Below are 24051 nucleotides of genomic sequence, written 5' to 3' on the forward strand. Positions count from 1 at the left end.
AGGGCGCTGTGGTGAGCAAGGATGGATCAGATATCAAACGTAAAGCATGGCTGTGCGTATTTATCGGGAGTGGGCTGTTTTGGCTACTCATCGGCGCCGTGATTTATTGGTTACTGAATTAAGTAGGTTAAGCAGGAAGGCGACTTGTGAACAAAAAGCAGGCTAAAAACCGTGAGGGCGCACAGCGTCGTGCGCAGTCCAAAATTCCGCCTTCGTGGGTGTTGAGCGATGAGCAACGCGCCTTCATTGAAGACTTGTGGCAGGATAGCGCGCCTGAGCCGGCACGGCCCATCGCCCAACGGCGCTAGCTGATCACGCGGCTGCGGCCGGCCAGCGCGCCGAACAGCATTTGCAAAACGGTCAGGCACAGCAGGACGATCAGCGGCAAACGCCAGCCATCCGTCAGATCGTGCAGCAGGCCGAACAACGTGGGCCCCAGCGCCGCCAACAAATAGCCGACGGATTGCGCCATACCCGACAGCAGCGTCGCCTGATGATGATGCTGACTGCGTAAGCCAAAAAACGACAGTGCCAGCACCAGCGAACTCCCCGCCCCCAATCCGGCAAACGTCAGCCACACCAGTGAACTGGCGGGTTGCACCAATAATCCTCCGACGCCGATAAAGATCAGCAGGGAACTGCCCAGCGCGATTGCCCGCTGATCGCGCGCCCGCGGCAAAATCACCACCATGACAAAGTTGGCGACGATCGCGACCACCTGGTAAACGAACAGCTCGAATCCTGCCTGCTGGGCGGAAGTGCCGTGGCTGGCGGCAAAGGCGCTGAACCAACCGATGATGGTGTAGAAGGCGATCGATTGCAGCCCCATGAACATCGCCACTTGCCAGCCCAGCGCGCTGCCCCAGGGAGAACGATAGCGCTGTGGCTCCGTCGGCTTCGGTTCTTTGGTGGCGGGAGTGGCCGAGCGCCGTAGCTGCGGCAGCCACACCAGCAGCGCCAGCAAGGCGGGCAAACCCCAGCACAGCAAAGAGAACCGCCAGCCGAGGTCGGCCAGGGCAGCCAGCGGCACCGCCAGACCGGAGGCGATGGCGGCAACCAGTGACATCACCGCCGCATAGGCGGCGATCATCGCGGCGGCCCGATGCGGGAAATCTCTTTTCACCAGCGTCGGCAGCACCACGTTGGCGAAGGCAATGGCGGCGCCGATCAGGATGCTGCCCGGCCAGAGCATGGCGTCTTGCGGCAGGGAACGTAGCGCGATGCCGCAGACCAGCAGCGCGAGGGCGAGGCCCAGGGTGCGCTCGATGCCGATGCGTTTCGCCAGCGCCGGAGTCAATGGCGAGAGAACGGCGAACAGGATCAGCGGCAACGAGTTGATCAGGCCGGCGGCGGTGGCGGACAACGCCAGCTGTTGCTGGATCTGCTCCAACAGTGGGCCGACGCTGGTCAGGGCGGCGCGCAGGTTGGCCGCGATCAGCATAATGCCGACGATCAGCAGGACAGGGCGGTGTAAACGGCGACGCGGGGTCGCGGTGGACGTTGGGGATGAAGCGGGTTGCGGCATGGGTTCCTCGCACCAGGGCATGCAGTCAATCAGTGCTGCATGGCGTGATGCGTTGATTGACGTTAACGCTTACGTACCGACAAATTGGCGGTATCCGATCGCAAGTGTAGGGAAGATGGCTCACGCTGACAAGGGGACGGGCCGGCGGGATGATGGCGGTTAACCCCTGCCGGCCGCAGGATAATTGCCATTATGTGATCCTGGTCACTGAGTGAACTAAAAGTCATGGCGCGGGGCGCGCCATGCGCCGCTTTCGCTTTCCTCACCGCCGGCTCCGTGGCCCCCCGGCGTTCGCGCCCGTCATGGCATTTCACTTTTCCCCCTTTCCGCTTTTTGGCTTTTCGATCCGTTTCGATTCGAAAGGTTTTTTGGCGGTTTTTTTGCTAAAACGGGGCTGTAAGCCCGATCACAATTTCATTGCTTTCGCTTTGCTGTAATGCCAGCGCAGTAGAGCGAAAGCCATCTTCTCCCCGGCGATGCCGGAAACCTGAGGACCGCAGCTCATGCCAGTGAATACCGCAAAGCGACGTGAACACATCATCGATCTGTTATGCGAGCACGGCAGCGTGCGCGTGGAGCAGCTCAGCAAACAGTTTGCGGTATCCACGGTGACGATCCGCAACGATCTGCGCTTTCTGGAACGAAAAGGGTGTGCGCTGCGCGCTTACGGCGGCGCGATGCTCAATCAGCAATTCGCTTTCGATCGGCCGCTGCGGGACAAAGGGCGGTTGAATCGCGACGTCAAAACGCTGATCGCCAACGCGGCGGCCGGCTATGTGCGCGACGGCGATGCGCTGATCCTCGATTCCGGTTCCACCACCGCGCAGATCGTGCCGTTCCTGAAGGGGCGGCGCGATCTGGTGGTGATGACCAATGCGCTGAACATTGCCTACGAGCTTTCGGGAAACGACGGGGTAGAGGTCATGGTGCTGGGGGGCAGCGTGCGTCGCAACTCTTACTCGCTCTACGGTCCGGCTGCCGAGCAGCAATTGCGTCAGTACCGCTTCGACAAGCTGTTTTTGGGCGTCGACGGGTTCGATCTGAGCGCCGGCATCACCACGCCTCACCCCGGTGAGGCGCACCTCAATCGCGTAATGTGCGAGGTGGCGCGCGAGATTATCGCGGTGGCGGATGCCAGCAAATTCGGTCGCAAGAGCTTTTGCATGATTCGCGAAGCCGGACAAATCCATCGGCTGATCACCGACAGCCGTCTTCCGGACGATTACGAGCGGGCGTTAACCGAGCTGGGCGTGGAGGTCATCATCGCCGATCGGTAGCAGGGCGCCTGCATGGGGGCTTCATGCAGCAGTTGTTACAGCTTGTCGAGCAGCACAAGGCCGGTATGCCGGTCGGGATCTTTTCCGTCTGTTCCGCCCATCCCTGGGTTCTGAAGGCCGCGCTGCGGCAGGCCAAAGCGCGCGGCACGCCGGTATTGGTAGAGGCGACGTCCAACCAGGTCAATCAGTTCGGCGGCTATACCGGCCAAACGGCGGCCCAGTTCCGCGATGCGCTGTGGCGCCTGGCGGATGAGGTTGGCCTGGCGCGCGAGAGAGTGTGGCTGGGCGGCGATCATCTGGGGCCCAACGCCTGGCAAGATCGCCCGGCTCAGGAGGCGATGGCGCTGGCGGAAACCTTGATCGACGATTACGTTCGCGCCGGATTTCGCAAAATTCACCTCGATTGTTCCATGTCGTGCGCCGGCGATCCCTCGCCCCTGGGGGATGCCACGGTCGCTGAGCGTGCGGCGCGCCTGTGCGCGGTGGCGGAGCGAGCCTGGGCGCAGAGCGGCGGCGAAGCGCCGGTTTATGTGATCGGCACCGAAGTGCCGGTGCCGGGCGGCGCGCAGGAGGCGCTGGCGGGTCTGCAGGTCACCACGCCGCAGGCGGTGGCGCAAACGCTGGAAACGCACCGCATCGCCTGGCAAAAAGCCGAGCTGAACGATGCCTGGCAGCGAACTATCGCGCTGGTGGTACAGCCGGGCGTCGAGTTCGATCACCACAGCGTTGAGCATTACCAACCGCAGCGCGCCGACGCATTGAGCCATTTCATCGAACGGCAGCCGGGCATGATCTATGAAGCGCACTCTACGGACTACCAACCACCGCAGGCCTACCGCCAACTGGTGCGCGATCACTTCGCCATCCTGAAGGTGGGGCCGGCGCTGACCTTCGCGCTGCGCGAAGCGCTGTTCGCCCTCGATCGCATCGAGCGTGAATGGCTGGGGGAACGCCAGTCGGCGCAGCTGTGCGCCACGCTGGAGCAGGTGATGCGCGAGCAGCCGCAGCAGTGGAGCCGCTACTACCACGGCACGCCGCACCAGCAGTATCTCGATCGCCACTACAGCCTGAGCGATCGGGTGCGTTACTACTGGCCGCAGCCGCAGGTGCAGCAGGCGGTCGACAGTTTGCTGGACAACCTGCGCCGCAGCCCGGCGCCGCTGGCGCTGCTCAGCCAGTACCTGCCGGATCAGGCGCGGGCGATGAACGCCGGCGAATTGAGCGCCGATCCGCAGGAGTGGGTGCTGCATAAAGTGACGCAGGTGCTCGACGATTATCACGCCGCCTGCTACCCGGAGGGCCGCTAGCATGCCGAACATTTTAATGACCCGTATCGACAATCGCCTGGTGCACGGCCAGGTGGGCGTGACCTGGACCAACACCCTCGGCGCCAACCTGGTGGTGGTGGCCAACGACGAGGCGGCCGCCGATCCGGTGCAGCAGAACCTGATGGACATGGTGGTGGCGGAAGGGGTGCAGACCCGCTACTTCACGCTGCAGAAAACCATCGACGTGATCCACAAGGCGGCGGATCGGCAGAAGATTTTTCTGGTGTGCAAAACGCCGCAGGACGTGTTGACGCTGGTGCGCGGCGGGGTGCCGATCCGGTTCGTCAACGTCGGCAATATGCACTTCGCCGAGGGGAAGCGGCAGGTGCACAAAACGGTGTCGCTGGACGACGGCGACGTGGCCGCGTTTCGCGCGCTGGCGGCGCTGGGCGTGGAGTGCGAAGTGCGCCGGGTGCCGGATGAGGCGGGCGAGGCGATCGGCAAACTGCTCTTTTGAGCCAGGGGGAAAGCATGTTGACGGATGCGTTATTGATTGCGCTGTTGGCCGGGCTGGCGGGGGTTGACCTGTTCGACGGCCTGACCCACTTCCACCGGCCGGTGGTGATGGGGCCGCTGGTGGGGCTGATTTTGGGCGATGTCTACACCGGGTTGCTGGTGGGCGGCACGTTGGAGTTGGTGTGGATGGGGATGGTGCCGCTGGCGGGCGCCCAACCGCCTAACGTGGTGATTGGCGGGGTGATCGGCACCGCGTTCGCCATTCTGACCAAGGCCGACCCGAAAGTGGCGATCGGCGTGGCGGTACCGTTCTCGATTGCGGTGCAGGGCTGCATTACGCTGCTGTTTACGCTGTTCTCGCCGATGATGCACCGCTGCGATCGCATGGTGAAGGAGCTGAACTGGCGCGGCATCGAACGGGTGAACTATCTCGGCATCAGCATCCTGTTCATCTTCTATTTCGTGGTGGCATTCCTGCCGATTTACTTCGGCGCCGATGCGGCCAGCGCCATGGTGCAGAAGGCGCCAGGCTGGCTGCTGGACGGGTTGGCGGTGGCGGGCGGCATGATGCCGGCGATCGGCTTCTCGCTGCTGATGAAGGTGATGATGAAAAAAACCTACGTGGCCTATTTTATCCTTGGCTTCATCTCGGTCACGTTCCTCAAGCTGCCGATCCTGGCGGTGGCGCTGGGTGCCCTGGCGATCGCCCTGATCGACTTCTTCAACACGCAACGCGGCGCGGCAGAGGCGACGGCCCGGCCCGCTCCGCAGGAGGACGCCGAAGATGGCATTTAACGATTCCGACGATCTGCTGGCGCAAAAGGCCGAGCAACGCATGGCGCAGGCGCTGGCCACCAGCCAGGTGGAGCAGGATGACTATCTGGACAGCCAACCCGCCGAAGCGCTGACGCGCGGCGACATCAACCGCATGGCCTGGCGTTCGCTGCTGCTGCAGGCGTCGTTCAACTATGAACGTATGCAGGCCGGCGGCTGGCTGTATCAGCTGATCCCCGGGCTGCGCAAGATCCACCGCAACCCGCAGGATCTGGCCAACTCGATGAAGATGCACATGGAATTTATCAACGTGCACCCGTTCGACGTCACCTTCCTGTCCGGCCTGGTGCTGGCGATGGAACAGAACAAGGAGAAGATCTCCACCATTCGCGCGGTGAAAGTGGCGCTTATGGGGCCGCTCGGCGGCATCGGCGACGCGCTGTTTTGGCTGACGCTGCTGCCAATTTGCGCCGGGATAGGCGCTTCGCTGGCGCTGGAGGGCAGCCTGTTCGGGCCGATCGTCTTCCTGCTGCTGTTCAATCTGTTTCACTTCGGCCTGCGCTTTGGGCTGGCGCACTACGGCTATCAGGCCGGCACCAGCGCGCTGGCGCTGTTGAAGACCCACACCCGGCGCATTTCTCATGCCGCGTCGATCGTCGGCATGACGGTGATCGGCGCACTGGTGGCCTCGTATGTGCACCTGTCCACGCCGCTGGTCATGCATGCCGGCAAGGCCAGCGTGGCGCTGCAGACAGACGTGTTGGACAAGCTGATGCCCAACCTGTTGCCGCTGTGCTTCACGCTGCTCATTTTCTTCCTGATGAAGCGCGGCTTCTCGCCGGTGAAGCTGATTGGCGTCACCGTAGCGATCGGCGTAGCGGGCAAATTTATCGGCATTTTGTGAGGAGTGGGGTATGCCAGGCATTGTGATTACCGGCCACGGCGGCTTCGCCACCGGGCTGTTGCAGGCGGTGGAGCAGGTGGTGGGGCCGCAGCCGCACTGCGCGGCGGTCGATTTCCCTGAACAGATGAGCACCGCGCAGCTCAACGACGCCTTGCGCTCGGCGCTGGCGGCGGTGGCGCAACCGGACGGCGTGGTGTTTCTCACCGACATGCTCGGCGGCTCGCCGTTCCGCAGCGCCTGCGAACTGGCGGATGCGCAGGGCGATTGCGAAGTGCTGACCGGCGTCAATATGCAGCTGGCGGCGGAAATGATGCTGGAGCGCGACGGGTTGAGCCTGGATGAGTTTCGCGAGGTGGCGCTGGCGTGCGGCAAACGCGGCCTGACGAGCCTGTGGCATGAGCGCCGCCGGGTGAAATGCGAAGACGTGCAAACCGACGGCATCTGAACGAACGCCGTCGGTCTGCGGGTTATACCGGCAGCGGGCTCAGCGCCAGGCGCGCCGGTTGATCTTCGCTGCGGCTGAAGCGCCAGCAGGTCTGGTGGTACTTCGCCACGCTGTTGCGGTGCGCCACGCTGATCAGCGTTACGTCCGGCAGTTCATCCACCAGCAGGCAGTACATCAACTGTTCGGTTTCGTCGTCCAGCGCGCTGGTGGCCTCGTCGAGGAACAGGATGCTCGGGCGAATCAACAGGGCACGAGCGAACGCCAGCCGCTGTTGCTCGCCCGGCGACAGGCGATGGCTCCAGTTGGCGGAGGTATCCAGCCAGCGCTGCAGGTGCTTCAGGCGGCAGTTTTCCAGCACCCGCATCAGCTGCGGATCGCTGTATTCCGACGCCAGGCTCGGGTAGCTCAACGCTTCGCGCAGCGTGCCGATCGGAATGTAGCTGCGCTGCGGCAGGAACAGCGTGTTGGCGTTGGCCGCTACCCCGATAGTCCCCGCGCCGTAAGGCCAGATACCGGCGATGGCCCGCAGCAGCGTCGACTTACCGCAGCCGGAAGGGCCGACGATCAGCAGGCGTTCGCCGCGTTGCAGCGTCATCTCGGCGCCGGCCAGCAGCGGCTGGCCGTCGGGCAAGTTCAGGCTGAGGTTATCCAGCGTTAACGGATGGGCGGTCTCTTCCCGCAGCTGAACGCCGCGCGGCTGATGATGCACCTGATCGACGGCGGCGTTGAAGCCGGCCAAACGGTTGACGCAGGCTTTCCAGGTCGCCAAATCGTTAAACGCGTCGATAAACCATGACAGCGCACCTTGCACCTGGCCGAAGGCTGAGGCTATCTGCATCAGGCCGCCCATCTGAATGGCGCCGGAGAAGTAGCGCGGCGCGGCCACCAGCAGGGGAAACACGATGGCGAACTGGCCGTAGAAGTTGGTGGCGATGTTCAGCCGCCGGGTGATGCGCATAATTGCCCACCAGTTGCTGCGAATGGTGTCGAAACGATCGCCCAGCTGCTGCGCCTCGCGCGGTTCGCCGTGGTACAGCGCGATGGCGTCGTTGTTTTCGCGGATGCGGATCAGGCCGAAACGGAAGTTCGCCTCGTACCGTTCCTGATTGAAGCCCAGCATGACCAGCGGTTTGCCGACCCACCAGATCAGCAGCGATCCCAGCACCGCATACAGCAGCGCGAACCACACCATATAACCGGGCAGCGTGATGGCGTGCTGGCCGAGCGCGAAGGTCATCGGCCCGCTGACGTGCCACAAGATGTCGATAAAGGAAAACAGCGTCACCAGGCTGGAGAGCAGCCCGAGCGACAGCGACAGGGTATATTGGGTCAATACGTTGAGATCTTCGGCAATACGCTGATCGGGGTTATCGACGATCTGCTGCTGCTCGGTGTGGTAATACGCCTGGTGCGCCAGCCATTTTTCCATGAACTTTTCCGTCATCCAGCGCCGCCAGCGCATCTGCAGCCCCTGAGTCAGGTAGATCTTGTAGACCGCCAGCACGATGAAGATCAGCGCCAGATAGGTAAAGCGCCACAGCTGCGCCTTGAATACCGGGTAGTTTTTGTTCTGCAGCGCATCGTAGAACACCTGGTTCCATTGGTTGATCTGCACGCTGATATAGACCAGACCGAGCGACAGGACGACGATGGCAATCAGCATCATCCAGGCGCGCCATCGCTCCTCCGACACCCAAAAGGGTTTGATCAGCTGCCAAACGGCGTGTTTCTGCAAGGGGGTTGCGTTCATAGCGACTCGTTAATTGCGGCATTTTGTTCAGCATGGGCCGCGGGCCGGTAACAAACAAACCGCGACTGTAAGCAGTTTTGACCTCGCTAACCGTTTGAAATAAGGCGGTTGAATCGTCAGCGGTGCGCAGATGGGCGCAATTGCGGCATACACTCCGCCGCCGGGCGGTTATACTGGCGCCGAATTTTTGCAGAAAGGATAAACGATGAAGGCTTGGGTTCCCCTGTTGCTGACCTGCGGCGTCTTCGCCAGCGCCCGGGCCTGGGCGCACATTGACGAGCCGGACATCGCCGCCGACTGCCAAAAGGTGGCGAGCTACGCCGAGCTGGGAAAAAAGGCCTATCAGCGGCAGGATTACGCCAAAGCTGCCGACATCTTTCGCGATCAGGCGGCCTGGAGCGAGTTTTGCGGCCTGAGCGAGCAGGCCGTCGCCACGGCCTACAACAACGTGGCGCTGTCGCTGATGCACGCCGGCGAATTGCTCAAGGCGCAGGCCTATCTGGCGCTGGCGCCGCACGATGACAAATCGCAGCACAACATGAGCCTGTTGCGCCAACGGCTGGCGCAGCGGCCGCAGCCGCAGGGGCCGGGCGGCGTGTATTGGCAATACGCCGGGCGCGGCGTGTGGAGCGAAGTGGTGGTGAAGCCGCAGGGCGAGCGCTGGCTGATCGATTTTTCCGGCTACGCCATGCCGCAGATGGGGCTGTATTACGGCCCGAACATGGGCGATTTCACCGCCGAGCTGCCGATCGAGCACGGCAAGGCGGTTTACCACCAGCATGACTCGGAAAGCGCGCAGGTCTGCGACGTGACGATGGCGTTTGGCGAGCAAACGTTGGAGATGCACACGCGCGGGGATTGCGGGTTCGGTCACAACGTACGGGCTGAAGGGCGGTTCGTGCGGGTCGAATGACCCGCCCCGGCAGCCGGGGCGAGAAAGGTTGGTTACGCCAGCGCGGCGGCGCCCAGCAGGTTTTTCCAGGCTTCTACATTACCCAGATAGTTGCCGGCCGGCAGCAGATGCAGGCGGCCTTCGCTGTCCTGTAGCGCAAAGGTCGGGAAGCCCTGGCCTTGCACTTTGGCCAGCAGCGCCCGGCTTTCCGCGATGTGTTGCGCGGTCGGCGCGCCGCTGCTGAAACGCATTTCGGCGATAAACGCCGCCGAAGGCAACCCCAGCTCTTTCGCCAACGCTTCCAGCACCGGCGTGTCGGCGATGCGCCGGCCTTCCTGATAGTGCGCCTGCTGAATGCGGTGCAGCATGTCCAGCCCGCGTCCCGCCAGCTTTTCCGCCGCCAGGATAGCGGTGATCGGCGGCTCGGAATCCATCACCGCCGTGGTGTCGCGCAGCAGGCCGTTGAAATAGGCTTCGCCAAAAGGCTGGCCCGTCATCTCGGCGATGCGTTTGTCGTGCGGAATAACGTAGTTGCGCCATTCGTCGGTAATTTGGCGGCGATTGTTGCCGGTCATCATGCCGCCGGCGTGCGGCACGACCTTCAGCCCGGGGAGGCTCTGAGCCGCTTTCACCAGCGGCGCGGCGCCGTAGCACCAGCCGCACAGCGGATCGAAAATGTAATGCAGAGTGGTTTCGGTCATCTTTACTCCTCGCCTGGCGCGCGGCAGCTCACCGCGGCGCCAGGGCTGGTTCAATCACGCACGGGCGCTTATTGCGGCCACTTCATCTCGCCTTTCAGCACTTTCGCGCTCAGTTCCAGGCTCGACTCGTCTTTCAGCGTCGGGTAGTGCTTTTTCATCGCTTCAATCAGCGCGGCGGAATCCTTGGCTTTCGGCAGTTCGGCTTCCAGCGTGGTCAGGTATTTCTGGGTAAAGTGCACCGATGCCAGCGTTTGCGCTGCGCCCGGCAGGAAGTGGCCCGGCACGACGACCTGCGGCTTCAGCGCTTCGATGTTTTTCAGCGTCTGCTGCCAGTGCTGGCGCGATTCCACGCTCTGGTTGTCGGCGATCCACGGGTGGATGTTGTCACCGGCGACGGCGACACCGCCTACGACCGCCTTCAGCGCCGGGATCCACACGAAGGTGCGATCGGGGGTCGGGCCGTTCAGGCCTTTCACTTCCACTTTCTGGCCGTCGATGGTGAAGCTGTCGCCCTGCAGCGGCTGCGGCACGATCACGGTTTTCGGCGCGTTGTCTTTCAGGATCGGGCCCCAATAGGCGACTTTACCGTCTTTGGTGGCGTTGATGTCCTTGATGGTGCCTGGCGAAGCGATGATTTTCGCCTCCGGGAAGGCCGCTTTAATCACGTCCAGACCGAAATAGAAATCCGGGTCTGAGTGGCTGATATAAACGGTGGTCAGTTTCTTGCCGGTCGCCTTGATCTTTTTCACCAGCGCTTCGGCATCGTTACGCTGGAACTGAGCGTCGATCAGCGCCACTTCGTGTTTGCCGCTGATGATTTCGGAAGACACCGGGAACACGCTTTTCTCGCCCGGGTTATACACTTCCATGGTCAGGGTATCGGCCGCGGTGGCGTAGGTGCTGAGGGTGGCGACGCCGGTGAAGGCCAGAGTTAACAGTGATTTCTTAAACATGGGCAGAGGTCCTTGGGTATCGGTTAATGTTGTAATGATGTTAGGTTGCATAAAGCGATAGAAAAACCGGATAATAAGCAATTATTCGTTGCATAAATCGGACTAATCATGGATCGCATTACCGCCGCTGAGGTTTTTGTCACCATCGTCGATCGCGGCAGCATGATCGCCGCCGCGGAAACGCTGGAGATGTCGCGCGCGATGGTGACGCGCTACCTGGCGCAGATGGAGCAATGGGCCGGGGCGCGTTTACTGCACCGCACTACCCGTAAGCTTAGTCTGACCGACGCCGGGGAGCGTACTCTGGAACGCTGCCGGCAAATGCTGGCGCTGGCAGGGGAGATCGACCTGGTGGAGGAAGGGCAGAGCGATGAGCTGCGCGGCCTGCTGCGTATCACCTGTTCGCAGTCGCTCGGGCAAACGGCGCTGGTGGGGGCCGTCGCTCAGTATCTGAAGCGTCACCCGCAGGTGGCGGTCGATCTGCAGATGAACAACCGGGCGGTGAACCTGGTGGAAGAGCGCATCGATCTGGCGCTGCGCATCACCAACGAGCTGGATCCCAACCTGATCGCCCGCCCGCTGTCCACCTGCGCATCGGTGGTGTGCGCCGCGCCGGCATATCTGGCGGCGCACGGCACCCCGCGTCAACCGCAGGATCTGGCGTTGCACAACTGCCTGACCTACTCCTATTTCGGCAAAAGCCTGTGGCACTTCGATGCTCAGGGCGTGAAATCGGCGGTGGCGGTCAGCGGCAACCTGAGCGCCAACGAGTCGGTGGTGCTGATGGCCGGCACGGTGCAGGGGGCAGGCATTTCCATGCAGCCCTATTATTCGGCGGCGCCGCTGCTGGCCAGCGGCGAGCTGGTCGAACTGTTGCCGGATTACCGGCCGCAGTCGATGGGCATCTACGGCATCTATACCTCACGCCGCCAGATGCCCGCCACCTTGCGCACCATGCTGGACTTTCTGGTGGAGTGGTTCGCCACCGATCCGCAGTGGCAGGCGACGCTGCGCTGATGCTTCGGCAATATTCCCACGCCGATTTCAGCGCCTGACGGCGGCGGCCAGCCGGGCGGCAAAGGCGGCGGCCTGCTGATGAAGGTGGTCGATAAAGGCGGTGACCAGCGCCGATGAAGGGCGGTGCAGCGGCCGGATCAGGCTGACGGTGAACGGCACGTCGATGCTGAACGGCCGCACGTGCACACCGTTACCGGCATAGTCGAGCGCCGTCAGCGGGTTGACGATCGACACCCCCACGCCGGCCCTCACCATGGCGCACACCGACGCCGCGCTGTGCGTTTCCATCACCATGCGGCGCTCGACGCCCTGTTCGCCGAACAGCGCATCCAGCAGGTGGCGATAGCTGTCGGTGCTCGACAGGCTGATAAAGTTCTGCCCGGCGAAGTCCTGCGGCGTCAGCCGATCTTTCACCAGCAACGGGTGGCCCGTCGGCAGCACGCAGACTTCGTTCAACGTCATCAACGTCACCCGCTCGGTGCCCGCCGGCGTCAGGGTGGTTTCCGTCAGCCCGAGATCGTGACGCTGGGCAGACAGCCACTCTTCCAGCAGCGGCGACTCTTGCGGGATGACGCTGAAGCTGACTTCCGGGTAACGTTCGATAAAGGGCCGACACACCGCCGGCAGCAGCGATTGAGAAAATACCGGCAGGCACACGATCGACAGCTGTGCCTGCTGAAACTGGCGAATGCCGGCGGCGGCGTTGACGATGCGATCGAGGCCGTAATAGGAGCGCTGCACCTCTTCGAACAACCGTAGGCCCTGCACCGTGGGGGACAAGCGACCGCGCACCCGGTCGAACAGCTGCAGCCGGATCAGCTTCTCAAAGCGCGCCAGCTCGCGGCTGACGGTCGGTTGCGAGGTCTGCAGCAGGGCCGCCGCCTCGGTTAGGTTGCCGGTGGTCATCACCGCCCGAAAAATTTCGATCTGCCGCAAAGAGATGCTGTGCATGGTGAGGCCGCTCGATTAAGGGGAAAGCCATATCATAAATGAATAGACTACGGCTAAATAGATATTTTCCACCCGATTCAGCGTGCGGCACTATGGCGTTATCTGCCGTCATTTTCGAATTGGGAATATCGCCATGCCACGCCCGTTGCACGACACCTCCACCGCGTTGAACGCCGCTAACCTGTTGGCCTTACCGCAACGTTTCGGCTGCCCGGTCTGGGCCTATGATGCGGACATCATCAGCCAGCGCATCGCTCAGCTGCGCCATTTCGATACCGTCCGTTTCGCGCAGAAGGCCTGTTCGAACATTCATATTTTGCGCTTGATGCGCGAGCAGGGCGTGAAGGTGGATTCGGTGTCGCTGGGCGAGATCGAGCGGGCGCTGCGGGCCGGTTTTCAGCCGGGCGGCGAACCGAGCGAGATCGTGTTTACTGCGGACGTGTTGGATCACGCCACGCTGGCGCGCATCAGCGAATTGAAGATCCCGGTCAACGCCGGTTCCATCGACATGCTGGATCAGCTCGGCCAGGTTTCCGCAGGGCACCCGGTGTGGCTGCGCATTAACCCGGGGTTTGGCCACGGCCATAGCCAGAAAACCAACACCGGCGGCGAGAACAGCAAGCACGGTATCTGGTATGCCGACCTGCCGCAGGCGGTGGAGAAGATCCGCCGCTACGGCCTGAAGCTGATCGGCGTGCACATGCACATCGGTTCCGGCGTCGATTACCAGCATCTGGAACGGGTCTGCGATGCGATGGTGCAGCAGGTGATCGATCTCGGTCATGACATCAGCGCCATTTCCGCCGGCGGCGGCCTGTCTATCCCGTACCAGTACGGCGAAGAGGCGATCGATACCGAACACTATTTCGGGTTGTGGAACCGGGCGCGTGAACGCATCGCCGCGCATCTGGGGCATCCGGTGCAGCTGGAGATCGAACCGGGGCGTTTCCTGATGGCGGAAGCGGGCGTCTTGGTGGCCGAAGTGCGGGCGGTAAAAGACATGGGCAGCCGCCACTTCGTGCTGGTGGACGCCGGTTTTAACGATTTGATGCGCCCGGCAATGTACGGCAGCTATCACCATATTTCGCTGTTGCCGGCCGATGGGCGCGATACCTCGGGGCAACCGCTGCGCGAAACGGTGATCGCCGGGCCGCTGTGCGAATCCGGCGACGTGTTCACCCAGCAGGCGGGCGGCGGCGTGGAAACCCGCGAACTGCCGCCGGTTCAGATCGGTGATTATCTGGTGTTCCACGACACTGGCGCCTACGGCGCATCGATGTCCTCCAACTACAACAGCCGTCCGCTGTTGCCTGAAGTGCTGTTCGAAAACGGCGAGCCGCGCCTGATCCGCCGCCGGCAAACCATCGAAGAACTGATCGCGCTGGAGCTTATCTAATAAGCGGGCGGGCGTGCTGCGCCCGCTTTACAGCGTCATGCGGCGGCGCGAATTACGGCTGTTCGTGCGCGTTGTTGAGGGTGGCGACCGAGTGGCGGCGCACCAGCGTCGGGCTGAACATGTTGGTGATTTCCGGCAGCGGTTGCCGGTTGGCCAGCGCCAGGGCCAGCTCTGCCGCCTGGGTGGCCATCGCTACGATCGGGTAGCGAATGGTGGTCAGGCGCGGCCGCAGGTAGCGCGAAATCAGCACGTCGTCGAAACCGATCAGCGAAATTTCCCCCGGTACGTCGACGCTGTTGTCGCTCAGCACCGACAGCGCGCCGGCGGCCATCGGATCGTTGTAGCAGGTAACGGCGGAGAACGAACGGCCGCGGCCGAGCAATTCAGTCATCGCCTGTTCGCCGCCGATCTCGTCCGGTTCGCCGTAGGCGATCAGCTTTTCATCCACCGCAATGCCGTGCTCCTGCAGCGCGTCGAGATAGCCCTGTAGGCGATCGGTGGCGTCGGAAATCTGGTGGGTGGAGCAGATGATGGCGATGCGCTGATGCCCTTGCTGGATCAGATGCCGGGTCGCCAGCCAGGCGCCGTAGCGATCGTCGAGCGCCACGCAGCGCGTTTCAAAACCCGGCAGCGTGCGGTTGATCAGCACCATGCCCGGGATCTGTTGCATCCAGCCGCAAAGTTCCCGATCGCTCAGTCTCTTGGCGTGCACCACCAGCGCCTCGCAGCGGTGCCGCACCAGCTGTTCAATCGCCTGGCGCTCTTTTTCGGCGTCGTGGTAACCGTTGCCAATCAGCAGAAAATTGTGGGTGGCGTAGGCCACCTGCTCGACCGCTTTGACCATCGCGCCGAAGAAGGGGTCGGAAACGTCGGAGACGATCAGGCCCAGCGTCTCGGTGGATTGCTGTGCCAGTGCCCGAGCGTTGGCGTTAGGGTGATACTGCAGCTGTTCCATGGCGGCCAGCACCGCAGTGCGTGACCCTTCGCTGGCCTTGGGGGAATTATTTATCACGCGGGACACCGTGGCCACGGAAACACCCGCCAGCCTGGCAACATCCTTTATCGTAGCCATATCAGTCAATACATCCTGGGTAATCGCTTACATCCCTCAGTTTTGCGGAAAACAACCGGGGCTGCAAGCGGTCTCGTGCGCAACTTGTGGCGGCCGTTGCAGAATCTCTTCGCGTCTGTACGCATAACCATCGGCTGCCGAACGATAGCGCAATTTGTACGTTGGCTCTGGCGGCGGGCTGAGGTAACGTCTGTGCATTCCGATTTGCGCCGAGAACGCCATGTCCATTAAACGCTATCCGCAGCTCGCCCATTGGGGCGCTTATACCGCCGTGGTTGAAGACGGCCGGCTTATCCGCTGTGAACCCTTCGCCGACGATCCCGATCCTTCGCCGCTGCTCGATTCCATCGTCCCGATGGTTTACTCCGATAAACGTATCCGCAAGCCGGCGGTGCGCCGCTCGTGGCTGCAAAAGCGCGAGGGCAGCGACCGTACGCTGCGCGGCAGGGAAGACTTCGTCGAGGTGGACTGGGAGCTGGCGCTCGATTTGGTGGCGCAGGAGAACCGCCGGGTGCGCGATCGCTACGGTGCCTCCGGGCTGTTTACCGGCTCTTATGGCTGGTCGTCGGCCGGGCGTTTGCATCATGCGCGTTCGCTGGTACGGCGGTTCTATTTCAGCGGCGGCGGCGGGGTCGATCAGCAGGGCAACTACAGCTGGGGCGCGGCGCAGTTTTTCCTGCCGTATGTGATCGGCACTTTCTCGCCGTTGACCGGGCGCGTCACCAGCTGGCCGAGCGTGGTGGAGCATTGCGAGCTGTTTGTGGCGTTTGGCGGGCTGGCGCTGAAAAACGCCCAGGTCTCTTCCGGCGGCGCGGCGGAGCATGCGCTCAAGCCCTGGCTGCAAAAGCTGGCGCAGAAGGGCACGCCGGTTGTCAACATCAGCCCGATGCGCGACGACTGCCCCGGATTCGTCAACGCGGAGTGGATCCCGATCCGGCCGAATACCGACGTGGCGCTGATGCTGGCGCTGGCTTACGAAATCCAGCAGCTGGGTGCGCACGACGAAGCCTTCCTGGACAGCCACTGCGTAGGCTATCAACAGCTGGCGGATTACCTGAACGGCGTGAGCGACGGCGTGGTAAAAACGCCGGCCTGGGCCAGCGCCATTACCGGCATTCCGGCGGCGCGCATCGCGCGGCTGGCGCGGCAGCTGATCGGCGTGCGCAGCTTCATCACCTGTTCCTACTCGGTGCAGCGCGCGCACCGCGGTGAGCAACCCTATTGGATGATGATCGCGCTGTCGGCGATGCTGGGCCAGGTGGGGCTGCCGGGCGGCGGCTTTTCCTTCGGCCACGGATCGATGAACGGCGTCGGTAACCCGCGCGTGGACACCCCCGCGCCGACCATGCCGGTAGGGGATAACCCGGCCGGGCTGGCGATCCCGGTGGCGCGCATCTGCGACATGCTGCTGCACCCCGGCGAAGCCTATCAATTTTGCGGCGAGACGCGCCAGTACCCGGATGTCCACCTGGTGCACTGGGCCGGCGGCAACCCGTTCCATCATCATCAGCAGCTGAACCGGCTGGTGGAAGGCTGGCAGAAGCCGGATACGGTGATCGTACAAGATATCTGGTGGACGGCGGCGGCCAAAATGGCGGATATCGTGTTGCCGGTCACCAGCTCGCTGGAGCGCAACGATATCGGCGGCTCCTCGCGCGATCGCTACGTGCTGGCGATGCATCAGGCGATTGCGCCGCAGCATCAGGCGCGCAACGATTTTGATATCTTCGCCGATCTGGCGGAGCGCCTGGGTTATCGCGAACGCTTTACCGAAAACCGCGACGAGCGGGCCTGGATCGAAGAGATCTATCGGCAATGCGGCGTGGCGCAGCGGCGTGCCAGCGTCGCCTGGCCCGAGTTTGAGGATTTTTGGCGCCGGGGCTATGTCGAACTGCCCGCGCCGGCCAAGGAATTCGTTTTTTTTGACGCGTTCCGCGCCGATCCCCTGGCTAGTCCGCTGCAGACGCCCAGCGGCAAGATCGAACTGTTCAGCGAGCGGATCGCCGGTTACCGCTACGAGGATTTCGCGCCGCATCCGCAGTGGCGGCCGCCGGTGGAGTGGCTGGGCGCGCCGCAGGCCAAAACCTGGCCGCTGCATCTGATCTCCATCCAACCGAGCGATCGTCTGCACAGCCAGATGGATCCGGCGCCGCTGGCGCAGGGCAATAAGACCGCCGGGCGCGAAACCCTGTATATGCATCCGGAAGACGCGGCGCAGCGCGGCGTGGCAGAGGGTAGCGAAGTGCTGGTCAGCAATGAGCGCGGCAGCTGCCTGGCGGGGGCGTCCCTCACTGACGGCGTGACGCGTGGCGTGGTGCTGATGGCGACCGGCGCCTGGTTCGAGCCGGGTTACGACGCGCAGCGCCGGCCGGTCGAACAGGCGGGCAACCCGAACGTGCTGACGCTGGATATCGGCACCTCATCGTTGACACAGGGGCCGAACGCCATGAGCTGCCTGGTCGAGGTCAGCGCGCGATGAATGACGATTTCGCGTCGGGATAACCGGCTCGCCGTCGTTGTTATATTTATTTTTTCGCCGCTGCGGGAAGGTTTAAGTTTCATTGAGTTATTACAGCAGATCGCGGGAAATTTACAGCTGGTTGCATTTGGAGCAGAACTCTTGCGATTCGCAGGTAGTTTCCTGCACGCCATCTCTCTAGAGTAGGTGATCCCAGAGGTATTGATTGGTGAGAAATCAGCATACTCTGTATGTTGAAGCCATTTTCAATTGCACCAACCTACGCGGATGCGTAGGTTTTTTTTTGCCTGCCATATAGTATTCTTTTCCCTACAACGATTTACGCCTCCATGGCCAAGGGAGAAGGGCATGATCTTTTCACTGCTGCGCGCGCTGTTTCGCCTGCTGTTTCGGGTTCGGGTCGAAGGGGATGTCCAGCACTTCGAGCGGCAAAAACTGCTGATTACGCCGAACCACGTCTCTTTCCTCGACGGCGTGCTGCTGGCGCTGTTTCTGCCGATTAAACCGGTGTTTGCGGTTTACGCCAGCATCGGCGAGAGCTGGTTTATGCGCTGGCTGCGGCCCTACATCGATTTCGTCTCGCTCGATCCCACCAAGCCGATGGCCATCAAACAGCTGGTGCGGATGGTCGAGCAGGGGCGGCCGATCGTGGTGTTCCCTGAAGGGCGCATCACCGTGACCGGCGCGCTGATGAAAATCTACGACGGCGCGGCGTTTATCGCCGCCAAATCGGGTGCCACTGTAGTGCCGGTGCGGATCGACGGGCCTGAATTCAGCCCGTTCGGCCGCATGGCCGGGGTATTCAAGATCCGCTGGTTCCCGCGAATCAGCATCCGCATCTTGCCGCCGACCACGCTGCCGATGCCGGAAGCGCCGCGCGCGCGTGAACGCCGGGCGCTGGCGGGCGATCGGCTGATGCAGATCATGATGCGGGCGCGGATGGATACGCGTGAACCGCAGACGCTGTTCCATGCCTTGCTGGCGGCGCAGCACCGCTACGGGCGCCGCAAGCCCTGTATCGAAGACATCGCTTTCAAAGAAGACAGTTACCAGACGTTGATCAAGAAATCGCTGGGCGTCAGCCGTATTCTGCAGCGCTTTACCGCCGAAGGGGAACACGTCGGCCTGCTGTTGCCGAACGCCACCATCACCGCGGCGGCGATCTTCGGCGCTTCGCTGCGTAACCGCATCCCGGCGATGCTCAACTACACCGCCGGCGCCAACGGCCTGAACAGCGCGATGACTGCCGCCGACATCAAGACCATCGTCACCTCGCGCCAGTTTCTGGAAAAGGGCAAGCTGACTCACCTGCCGGAACAGGTGCCGCAGGCCAACTGGGTGTATCTGGAAGATTTGAAAGATACGGTCACGCTGGCGGACAAGCTGTGGATTTTGCGGCATTTGCTGCAGCCGCAGCGCGCGGCGTTGCCGCAACGCCCGGAAGACGCGGCGCTGATCCTGTTCACTTCCGGTTCCGAAGGCCACCCCAAGGGCGTGGTGCATTCGCACGCCAGCCTGCTGGCCAACGTAGAACAAATTCGCACCATCGCCGACTTCACGCCGCGCGACCGCTTCATGTCGTCGCTGCCGCTGTTCCACTCGTTCGGTCTGACGGTGGGGCTGCTCACGCCGCTGATCACCGGCAGCCGCATTTTTCTCTACCCCAGCCCACTTCACTATCGCGTGGTGCCGGAGCTGGTGTATGACCGCAATTGCACGGTGCTGTTCGGCACGGCGACCTTCCTCAACAACTATGCGCGCTTCGCGCATCCGTATGATTTCGCCCGCCTGCGCTACGTGGTGGCCGGCGCGGAAAAACTGGCGGACAGCACCAAACAGATCTACCAGGACAAATACGGCATCCGCATCCTGGAAGGCTATGGCGTGACCGAGTGCGCGCCGGTGGTCTCCATTAACGTGCCGCTGGCGACGAAAGTGGGCACCGTTGGCCGCATCATGCCGCAGATGGAGGCGCGCCTGATCGCGGTGCCGGGCATCGATAACGGCGGCCGCCTGCAGCTGAAGGGGCCGAATATCATGAAAGGCTATCTGCGGGTTGAGCGCCCCGGCGAGCTGGAGCCGCCGGCGGCGGAAGATGAGAACGGCGTGCTGCAGCCGGGCTGGTACGACACCGGCGATATCGTCAGCCTGGATGAGCAGGGTTACTGCACCATTCGCGGCCGCGTGAAGCGCTTCGCCAAGCTGGCGGGGGAGATGGTGTCGCTCGAGAGCGTCGAATTGCTGGCGCAGCGGCTGTCGCCGGAAAAACTGCATGCCGCCACCGCCAAAAGCGACAGCAGCAAAGGCGAGGCGCTGGTGCTGTTCACCACCGATCCCGCCATCACCCGCGAGGCATTGCTGCGGGTGGCGCGCGAGCTGGGCAGCCCGGAGCTGGCGGTGCCGCGCGATATTCGCCTGTTGAAAACGCTGCCGGTGCTCGGCAGCGGCAAACCCGATTTTGTCACCCTGCGTCATATGGCCGAACAGCCGGAGAGTGCCTGATGAATCCTTCGACCGAATCCCCTTTGTTGTCACGCGGCATGATCGCCGTCATCAGCGCGCAGTTCCTCTCGGCGTTCGGCGACAATGCGCTGCTGTTCGCCACGCTGGCGTTGATCAAGCAGCAGCTGTACCCGGATTGGAGCCAGCCGATCCTGCAGATGGCCTTCGTCGCCACCTACATTATCCTGGCGCCGTTTGTCGGCCAAGTGGCCGACAGCTTCGCCAAAGGGCGGGTGATGATGTTCGCCAACGCCCTGAAGCTGGCGGGGGCGTTGGTGATCTGCTTTGGGTTCAACCCGTTTCTCGGTTACAGCCTGGTCGGCGTGGGGGCCGCTGCGTATTCGCCGGCCAAATACGGCATTCTGGGCGAGATCACCAGCGGCGAGAAGCTGGTCAAGGCTAACGGCCTGATGGAGGCCTCGACCATCGCCGCCATTCTGACCGGTTCGGTGGCCGGCGGTATTCTGGCGGACTGGCATGTGGTCGCGGCGCTGGCGGCCTGCGCCTTGGTTTACGCGGGAGCGGTGGTCGCCAACCTGTATATTCCGCGTCTGGCGGCGGCGCGCCCGGGGGCCTCCTGGCGCCCGCAGGCCATGACGAACAGCTTCTTTACCGCCTGCGTCACGTTATGGCGCGATGGGCAGACGCGTTTCTCCTTGATCGGCACCAGCCTGTTCTGGGGGGCCGGCGTGACGCTGCGTTTTCTGCTGGTGCTGTGGGTGCCGGTGGCGCTCGGTATCGCCGATAACGCCACGCCGACGCTGCTGAACGCCATGGTGGCCGTAGGTATCGTGGTGGGGGCCGGCGCTGCCGCGCGCTTCGTCACGCTGAAGACGGTAAAACGCTGCATGCCGGCCGGGATCCTGATCGGCGTCGCGGTCGCGGTGTTCGCGCTGCAAACCACCATGCTCAATGCCTATGTCTTGCTGGCGATCATCGGCATGCTGGGGGGCTTCTTCGTGGTGCCGCTCAATGCGTTGCTGCAGGAGCGGGGCAAGCATTCGGTCGGCGCTGGCAATGCGATCGCGGTGCAAAACCTGGGTGAAAACGCCGCCATGTTGCTGATGTTGGCGCTGTATTCACTGGTGGTGAAGCTGGGCGTGCCGGTGGTGGGCGTCGGCGTAGGGTTTGGCGTGGTGTTTGCGCTGGCGATTAGCGTGCTGTGGTGGTCGCAGCGGCGGTAAAATACAGGGCGCAGCCAGGCTGCACCCTGGCTGTATTAAGGCGCCGGAATGGTAAACCGGGTATGGATTTCTTCAAGCGCCTGCAGCACGTCCTCATCCAATACCACATCGAGGCTGTCGATGTTGATTTTCAACTGTTCCACCGTGGTGGCGCCCAGCAGGGTGCTGGCGACGAACGGCTGCTGACGCACGAAGGCTAAGGCCATCTGCGAAGGATCCAGCCCGTGTTTTTTGGCCAATGCCACGTACTCGGCGATCGCCAGCTGGGTTTGCTGCCCTGAATAACGGTTGAAGCGGGTGAACAGCGTATTGCGCGCACCGGCCGGTTTAGCGCCGTTGAGGTATTTACCGCTCAGAGTACCGAACGCCAGGCTGGAATAGGCCAGCAGTTCTACCCCTTCGTGCTGGCTGATCTCGGCCAGGCCAATCTCAAAGCTGCGGTTCAGCAGGCTGTACGGGTTTTGAATCGACACGATGCGCGGCAGCTCGTGTTTCTCCGCCAGCTGCAGGTAGCGCATCACGCCCCAGGGCGTTTCATTGGAAACTCCGATATAGCGAATCTTGCCGGCGCGCACCTGCTCGGTCAGCGCCTCCAGCGTTTCCAGCAGCGTAACCGTAGCTTTGTCATCGGTGTATTGATAGTTGAGTTTGCCAAAGCAGTTGGTGGCGCGCTGCGGCCAGTGCAATTGGTAAAGATCGAGATAATCGGTGTTCAGCCGCTTGAGGCTGGCGTCGAGAGCGGCGCGGATGTTCTTGCGATCGAGCGCCTGCTGCGGGCGGATGCTGCTGTCGGTGCCGCGCACCGGGCCCGAGACTTTGCTGGCCAGGACGATTTTTTCGCGATTGCCGCGTGCCTTGATCCAGCTGCCGATATAGCTCTCGGTCAGGCCCTGGGTTTCCGGGCGGGGCGGCACCGGATACAGTTCGGCGGTATCTATCAGGTTCACGCCTGCGGCCAATGCATAGTCCAGTTGCGCATGGGCGTCGGCTTCGGTGTTCTGTTCGCCAAAGGTCATGGTGCCCAGTCCCAGCACGCTCACTTCTAAAGAACTGTGGGGAATACGGTGGTATTGCATTAACGGCCTTCCTTTCTTGTTAGCGCTGACGGGCCGCGCGGCCCGGTGAAACAGGAGCCCAATGTCAGAAGACGGCGCAAAGTCCGTCGGGCGGCGATGTCGCCTTTCCTGACTATAACCAAGCGGTGAAGATGGGGGAAGCGGATTCCGTGCGGACACGAATGAGGGCTACCGCGCACGCGCGGGCGATAGCCGGCGGGCGGTGATTAGCGTTCGATAACCTGGGAAACCTGATCGCCGTTGATCTGGCGGTGGTTGCCTTTCTCGTCTTTATAGCTGATGAGGCCAGTATCTTTGTCGATCTCTGGCTTGCCTTGCGTCAGGATCATGTTGCCGTCTTTGGTCGCCATCACGTAGTCGCTGGAACATCCCGCCAGGCCGGCCATCATCACCAGCGCAGACACTGCCATTACCCACTTTTTCATCCTGCGGATCCTCGATTATCCAGAAAAGGTTGTTATTTCAAGATTAGCAAACTCTCGGCGAAGGGCGTCTCAGATAAGTCTTTATCTGATAAGAAAAAGTGAAATGAGAGGTCAACGAAGCGATGGAAGCCGCCGATGGCGGCTTCCGGGTAGGGTTATTCCGGCGAGCGGTTTTTCTTGCTGCGCATCAGATTGAGCGCTTCTACCGACATCGAGAAGAACATGGCGAAGTAGATGTAGCCTTTCGGCACGTGCACCTGGAAACTTTCCAGCATCAGCGTGAAGCCCACCAGGATCAGGAACGCCAGCGCCAGCATTTTCACCGACGGATGGCGATTGACGAACTCACCGATCGGCCGGGCGGCGAACATCATCACACCGACGGCGATCACTACTGCCGCCATCATGATGAACAGATGGTCGGAAAGGCCCACGGCGGTAATCACCGAGTCCAGACTGAAGATAATATCGAGCAGCATGATCTGCACGATCGCGCCGAAGAAGCTGTGCACCTTGGTGTGGTGCTCTTCTTCCGTGCCTTCGATGGTTTCGTGGATCTCTTTGCTGGCTTTCCAGATCAGGAACAGCCCCCCCAACAGCAGGATCAGATCGCGGGCGGAAATGGCGTGATCCCACACGGTAAACAGCGGGTGCGTCAAGCGGATCACCCAGGCGATGGAGGCCAACAGCGCCAGGCGCATAATCATGGCGGCGGCCAGACCGAGCCGGCGAGCTTTGTTCTGTTGCGCTTTGGGCAGCTTGGCCACCACCAGCGACAGAAAAATGATGTTATCAATACCCAGTACGATCTCAAGAATGGTTAGCGTACCTAACGCTAACCAGGCATTGGGATCCATAATCCATTCGAACATTGCCCGGCACACCTTAATACTTAATAAATGCAAAGCGTGAATTATACGCGTTTATCGTGGCGCTGACAGGGT

At 62.2% G+C, this 24051-nt stretch carries 22 protein-coding genes; 13 read left to right on the plus strand and 9 right to left on the minus strand.

Translation table 11 applies throughout. From position 1 onward, the window contains the following. The first annotated feature begins 8 nt into the window (after positions 1 to 8). Positions 9 to 122: a YmiA family putative membrane protein gene (locus tag ACUXAC_RS21150; protein ID WP_072265486.1), complete on the plus strand. Its 114-nt coding sequence runs from the start codon at positions 9 to 11 to the stop codon at positions 120 to 122. A 182-nt stretch (positions 123 to 304) separates the two neighbouring features. Here ACUXAC_RS21150 and ACUXAC_RS21155 read toward each other — a convergent pair whose 3' ends face one another. Beyond that, positions 305 to 1525: a CynX/NimT family MFS transporter gene (locus ACUXAC_RS21155; RefSeq protein ID WP_060441336.1), complete on the minus strand. Its 1221-nt coding sequence runs from the start codon at positions 1523 to 1525 to the stop codon at positions 305 to 307. 503 nt (positions 1526 to 2028) lie between these two features. Here ACUXAC_RS21155 and agaR point away from each other — a divergent pair. The 6 genes from agaR to agaF are packed head-to-tail and all read left to right on the plus strand — an operon-like array spanning position 2029 to position 6709. Then, a complete protein-coding gene (gene agaR, locus ACUXAC_RS21160; protein ID WP_004931804.1) occupies positions 2029 to 2802 on the plus strand; it encodes a transcriptional repressor AgaR in 774 nt (257 codons plus the stop codon). Positions 2803 to 2825: 23 nt separating this feature from the next. After that, on the plus strand, positions 2826 to 4109 hold the full coding sequence (locus ACUXAC_RS21165; protein WP_447259770.1) for a D-tagatose-bisphosphate aldolase, class II, non-catalytic subunit: 1284 nt from the start codon (positions 2826 to 2828) through the stop codon (positions 4107 to 4109). A 1-nt stretch (position 4110) separates the two neighbouring features. Next, positions 4111 to 4587 (plus strand): PTS N-acetylgalactosamine transporter subunit IIB, encoded by a 477-nt coding sequence (gene agaV, locus ACUXAC_RS21170; RefSeq protein ID WP_019455696.1) that lies wholly within the window; start codon positions 4111 to 4113, stop codon positions 4585 to 4587. Between the two features lie 14 nt (positions 4588 to 4601). Next, positions 4602 to 5381, plus strand: coding sequence for a PTS N-acetylgalactosamine transporter subunit IIC (gene agaW, locus ACUXAC_RS21175; protein WP_019455697.1), 780 nt, complete (start codon positions 4602 to 4604; stop codon positions 5379 to 5381). Then, positions 5371 to 6264 carry a PTS system mannose/fructose/sorbose family transporter subunit IID gene (locus ACUXAC_RS21180; protein ID WP_016929936.1) on the plus strand — a complete coding sequence of 298 codons (894 nt, stop codon included), beginning with the start codon at positions 5371 to 5373 and terminating at the stop codon, positions 6262 to 6264. The genes agaW and ACUXAC_RS21180 overlap by 11 nt, the downstream gene beginning before the upstream one ends. A gap of 10 nt (positions 6265 to 6274) precedes the next feature. Further along, positions 6275 to 6709 (plus strand): PTS galactosamine/N-acetylgalactosamine transporter subunit IIA, encoded by a 435-nt coding sequence (gene agaF, locus ACUXAC_RS21185; RefSeq protein ID WP_033635782.1) that lies wholly within the window; start codon positions 6275 to 6277, stop codon positions 6707 to 6709. 22 nt (positions 6710 to 6731) lie between these two features. Here the strand turns inward: agaF and ACUXAC_RS21190 are convergent, their stop codons facing one another. Beyond that, positions 6732 to 8459, minus strand: coding sequence for an ABC transporter ATP-binding protein/permease (locus ACUXAC_RS21190; protein ID WP_070914504.1), 1728 nt, complete (start codon positions 8457 to 8459; stop codon positions 6732 to 6734). 205 nt (positions 8460 to 8664) lie between these two features. On the opposite strand from ACUXAC_RS21190, the gene ACUXAC_RS21195 reads away from it, so the two are divergent. Then, entirely contained in the window at positions 8665 to 9372 is a 708-nt protein-coding gene (locus ACUXAC_RS21195; protein WP_308344989.1) for a tetratricopeptide repeat protein, read from the plus strand. Positions 9373 to 9404: 32 nt separating this feature from the next. On the opposite strand, the gene ACUXAC_RS21200 is transcribed toward ACUXAC_RS21195, so the two are convergent. Both ACUXAC_RS21200 and ACUXAC_RS21205 read right to left on the minus strand, forming a co-directional pair. After that, complete coding sequence (locus tag ACUXAC_RS21200) at positions 9405 to 10052, minus strand: DsbA family protein (protein ID WP_038878652.1); 648 nt, start codon at positions 10050 to 10052, stop codon at positions 9405 to 9407. Between the two features lie 68 nt (positions 10053 to 10120). After that, positions 10121 to 11005 carry an MBL fold metallo-hydrolase gene (locus tag ACUXAC_RS21205; RefSeq protein WP_033635778.1) on the minus strand — a complete coding sequence of 295 codons (885 nt, stop codon included), beginning with the start codon at positions 11003 to 11005 and terminating at the stop codon, positions 10121 to 10123. 108 nt (positions 11006 to 11113) lie between these two features. On the opposite strand from ACUXAC_RS21205, the gene ACUXAC_RS21210 reads away from it, so the two are divergent. After that, positions 11114 to 12022: a LysR family transcriptional regulator gene (locus ACUXAC_RS21210; RefSeq protein WP_015378928.1), complete on the plus strand. Its 909-nt coding sequence runs from the start codon at positions 11114 to 11116 to the stop codon at positions 12020 to 12022. A gap of 27 nt (positions 12023 to 12049) precedes the next feature. Here the strand turns inward: ACUXAC_RS21210 and ACUXAC_RS21215 are convergent, their stop codons facing one another. After that, positions 12050 to 12973: a LysR family transcriptional regulator gene (locus ACUXAC_RS21215; RefSeq protein ID WP_060422988.1), complete on the minus strand. Its 924-nt coding sequence runs from the start codon at positions 12971 to 12973 to the stop codon at positions 12050 to 12052. Positions 12974 to 13106: 133 nt separating this feature from the next. Between ACUXAC_RS21215 and lysA the strand changes: the two genes are divergently transcribed. Beyond that, positions 13107 to 14369: a diaminopimelate decarboxylase gene (gene lysA, locus ACUXAC_RS21220; RefSeq protein WP_454266865.1), complete on the plus strand. Its 1263-nt coding sequence runs from the start codon at positions 13107 to 13109 to the stop codon at positions 14367 to 14369. A gap of 52 nt (positions 14370 to 14421) precedes the next feature. Here lysA and galR read toward each other — a convergent pair whose 3' ends face one another. Further along, the gene (galR, locus tag ACUXAC_RS21225) at positions 14422 to 15441 is read right to left on the minus strand and encodes an HTH-type transcriptional regulator GalR (protein ID WP_060422992.1); all 1020 of its coding nucleotides are present in this window, start codon (positions 15439 to 15441) and stop codon (positions 14422 to 14424) included. 220 nt (positions 15442 to 15661) lie between these two features. On the opposite strand from galR, the gene ACUXAC_RS21230 reads away from it, so the two are divergent. From ACUXAC_RS21230 to lplT, 3 genes are all read left to right on the plus strand, one after another. Then, on the plus strand, positions 15662 to 17920 hold the full coding sequence (locus ACUXAC_RS21230; RefSeq protein WP_454266866.1) for a molybdopterin guanine dinucleotide-containing S/N-oxide reductase: 2259 nt from the start codon (positions 15662 to 15664) through the stop codon (positions 17918 to 17920). Positions 17921 to 18268: 348 nt separating this feature from the next. Further along, positions 18269 to 20422 (plus strand): bifunctional acyl-ACP--phospholipid O-acyltransferase/long-chain-fatty-acid--ACP ligase, encoded by a 2154-nt coding sequence (gene aas, locus ACUXAC_RS21235; protein WP_197783811.1) that lies wholly within the window; start codon positions 18269 to 18271, stop codon positions 20420 to 20422. Beyond that, positions 20422 to 21606, plus strand: coding sequence for a lysophospholipid transporter LplT (lplT, locus tag ACUXAC_RS21240; RefSeq protein WP_060423003.1), 1185 nt, complete (start codon positions 20422 to 20424; stop codon positions 21604 to 21606). Before aas ends, lplT begins: the two co-directional genes overlap by 1 nt. 35 nt (positions 21607 to 21641) lie before the next feature. Here lplT and ACUXAC_RS21245 read toward each other — a convergent pair whose 3' ends face one another. The 3 genes from ACUXAC_RS21245 to ACUXAC_RS21255 form a co-directional block, all read right to left on the minus strand. Then, the gene (locus ACUXAC_RS21245) at positions 21642 to 22682 is read right to left on the minus strand and encodes an NADP(H)-dependent aldo-keto reductase (protein WP_060423007.1); all 1041 of its coding nucleotides are present in this window, start codon (positions 22680 to 22682) and stop codon (positions 21642 to 21644) included. A 206-nt stretch (positions 22683 to 22888) separates the two neighbouring features. Further along, entirely contained in the window at positions 22889 to 23107 is a 219-nt protein-coding gene (locus ACUXAC_RS21250; protein WP_454266867.1) for a YgdI/YgdR family lipoprotein, read from the minus strand. A gap of 155 nt (positions 23108 to 23262) precedes the next feature. Beyond that, positions 23263 to 23979: a TerC family protein gene (locus ACUXAC_RS21255; RefSeq protein ID WP_049273516.1), complete on the minus strand. Its 717-nt coding sequence runs from the start codon at positions 23977 to 23979 to the stop codon at positions 23263 to 23265. Positions 23980 to 24051: the final 72 nt, after the last annotated feature.

The organism is Serratia sp. 121840015-1 (assembly GCF_053627655.1).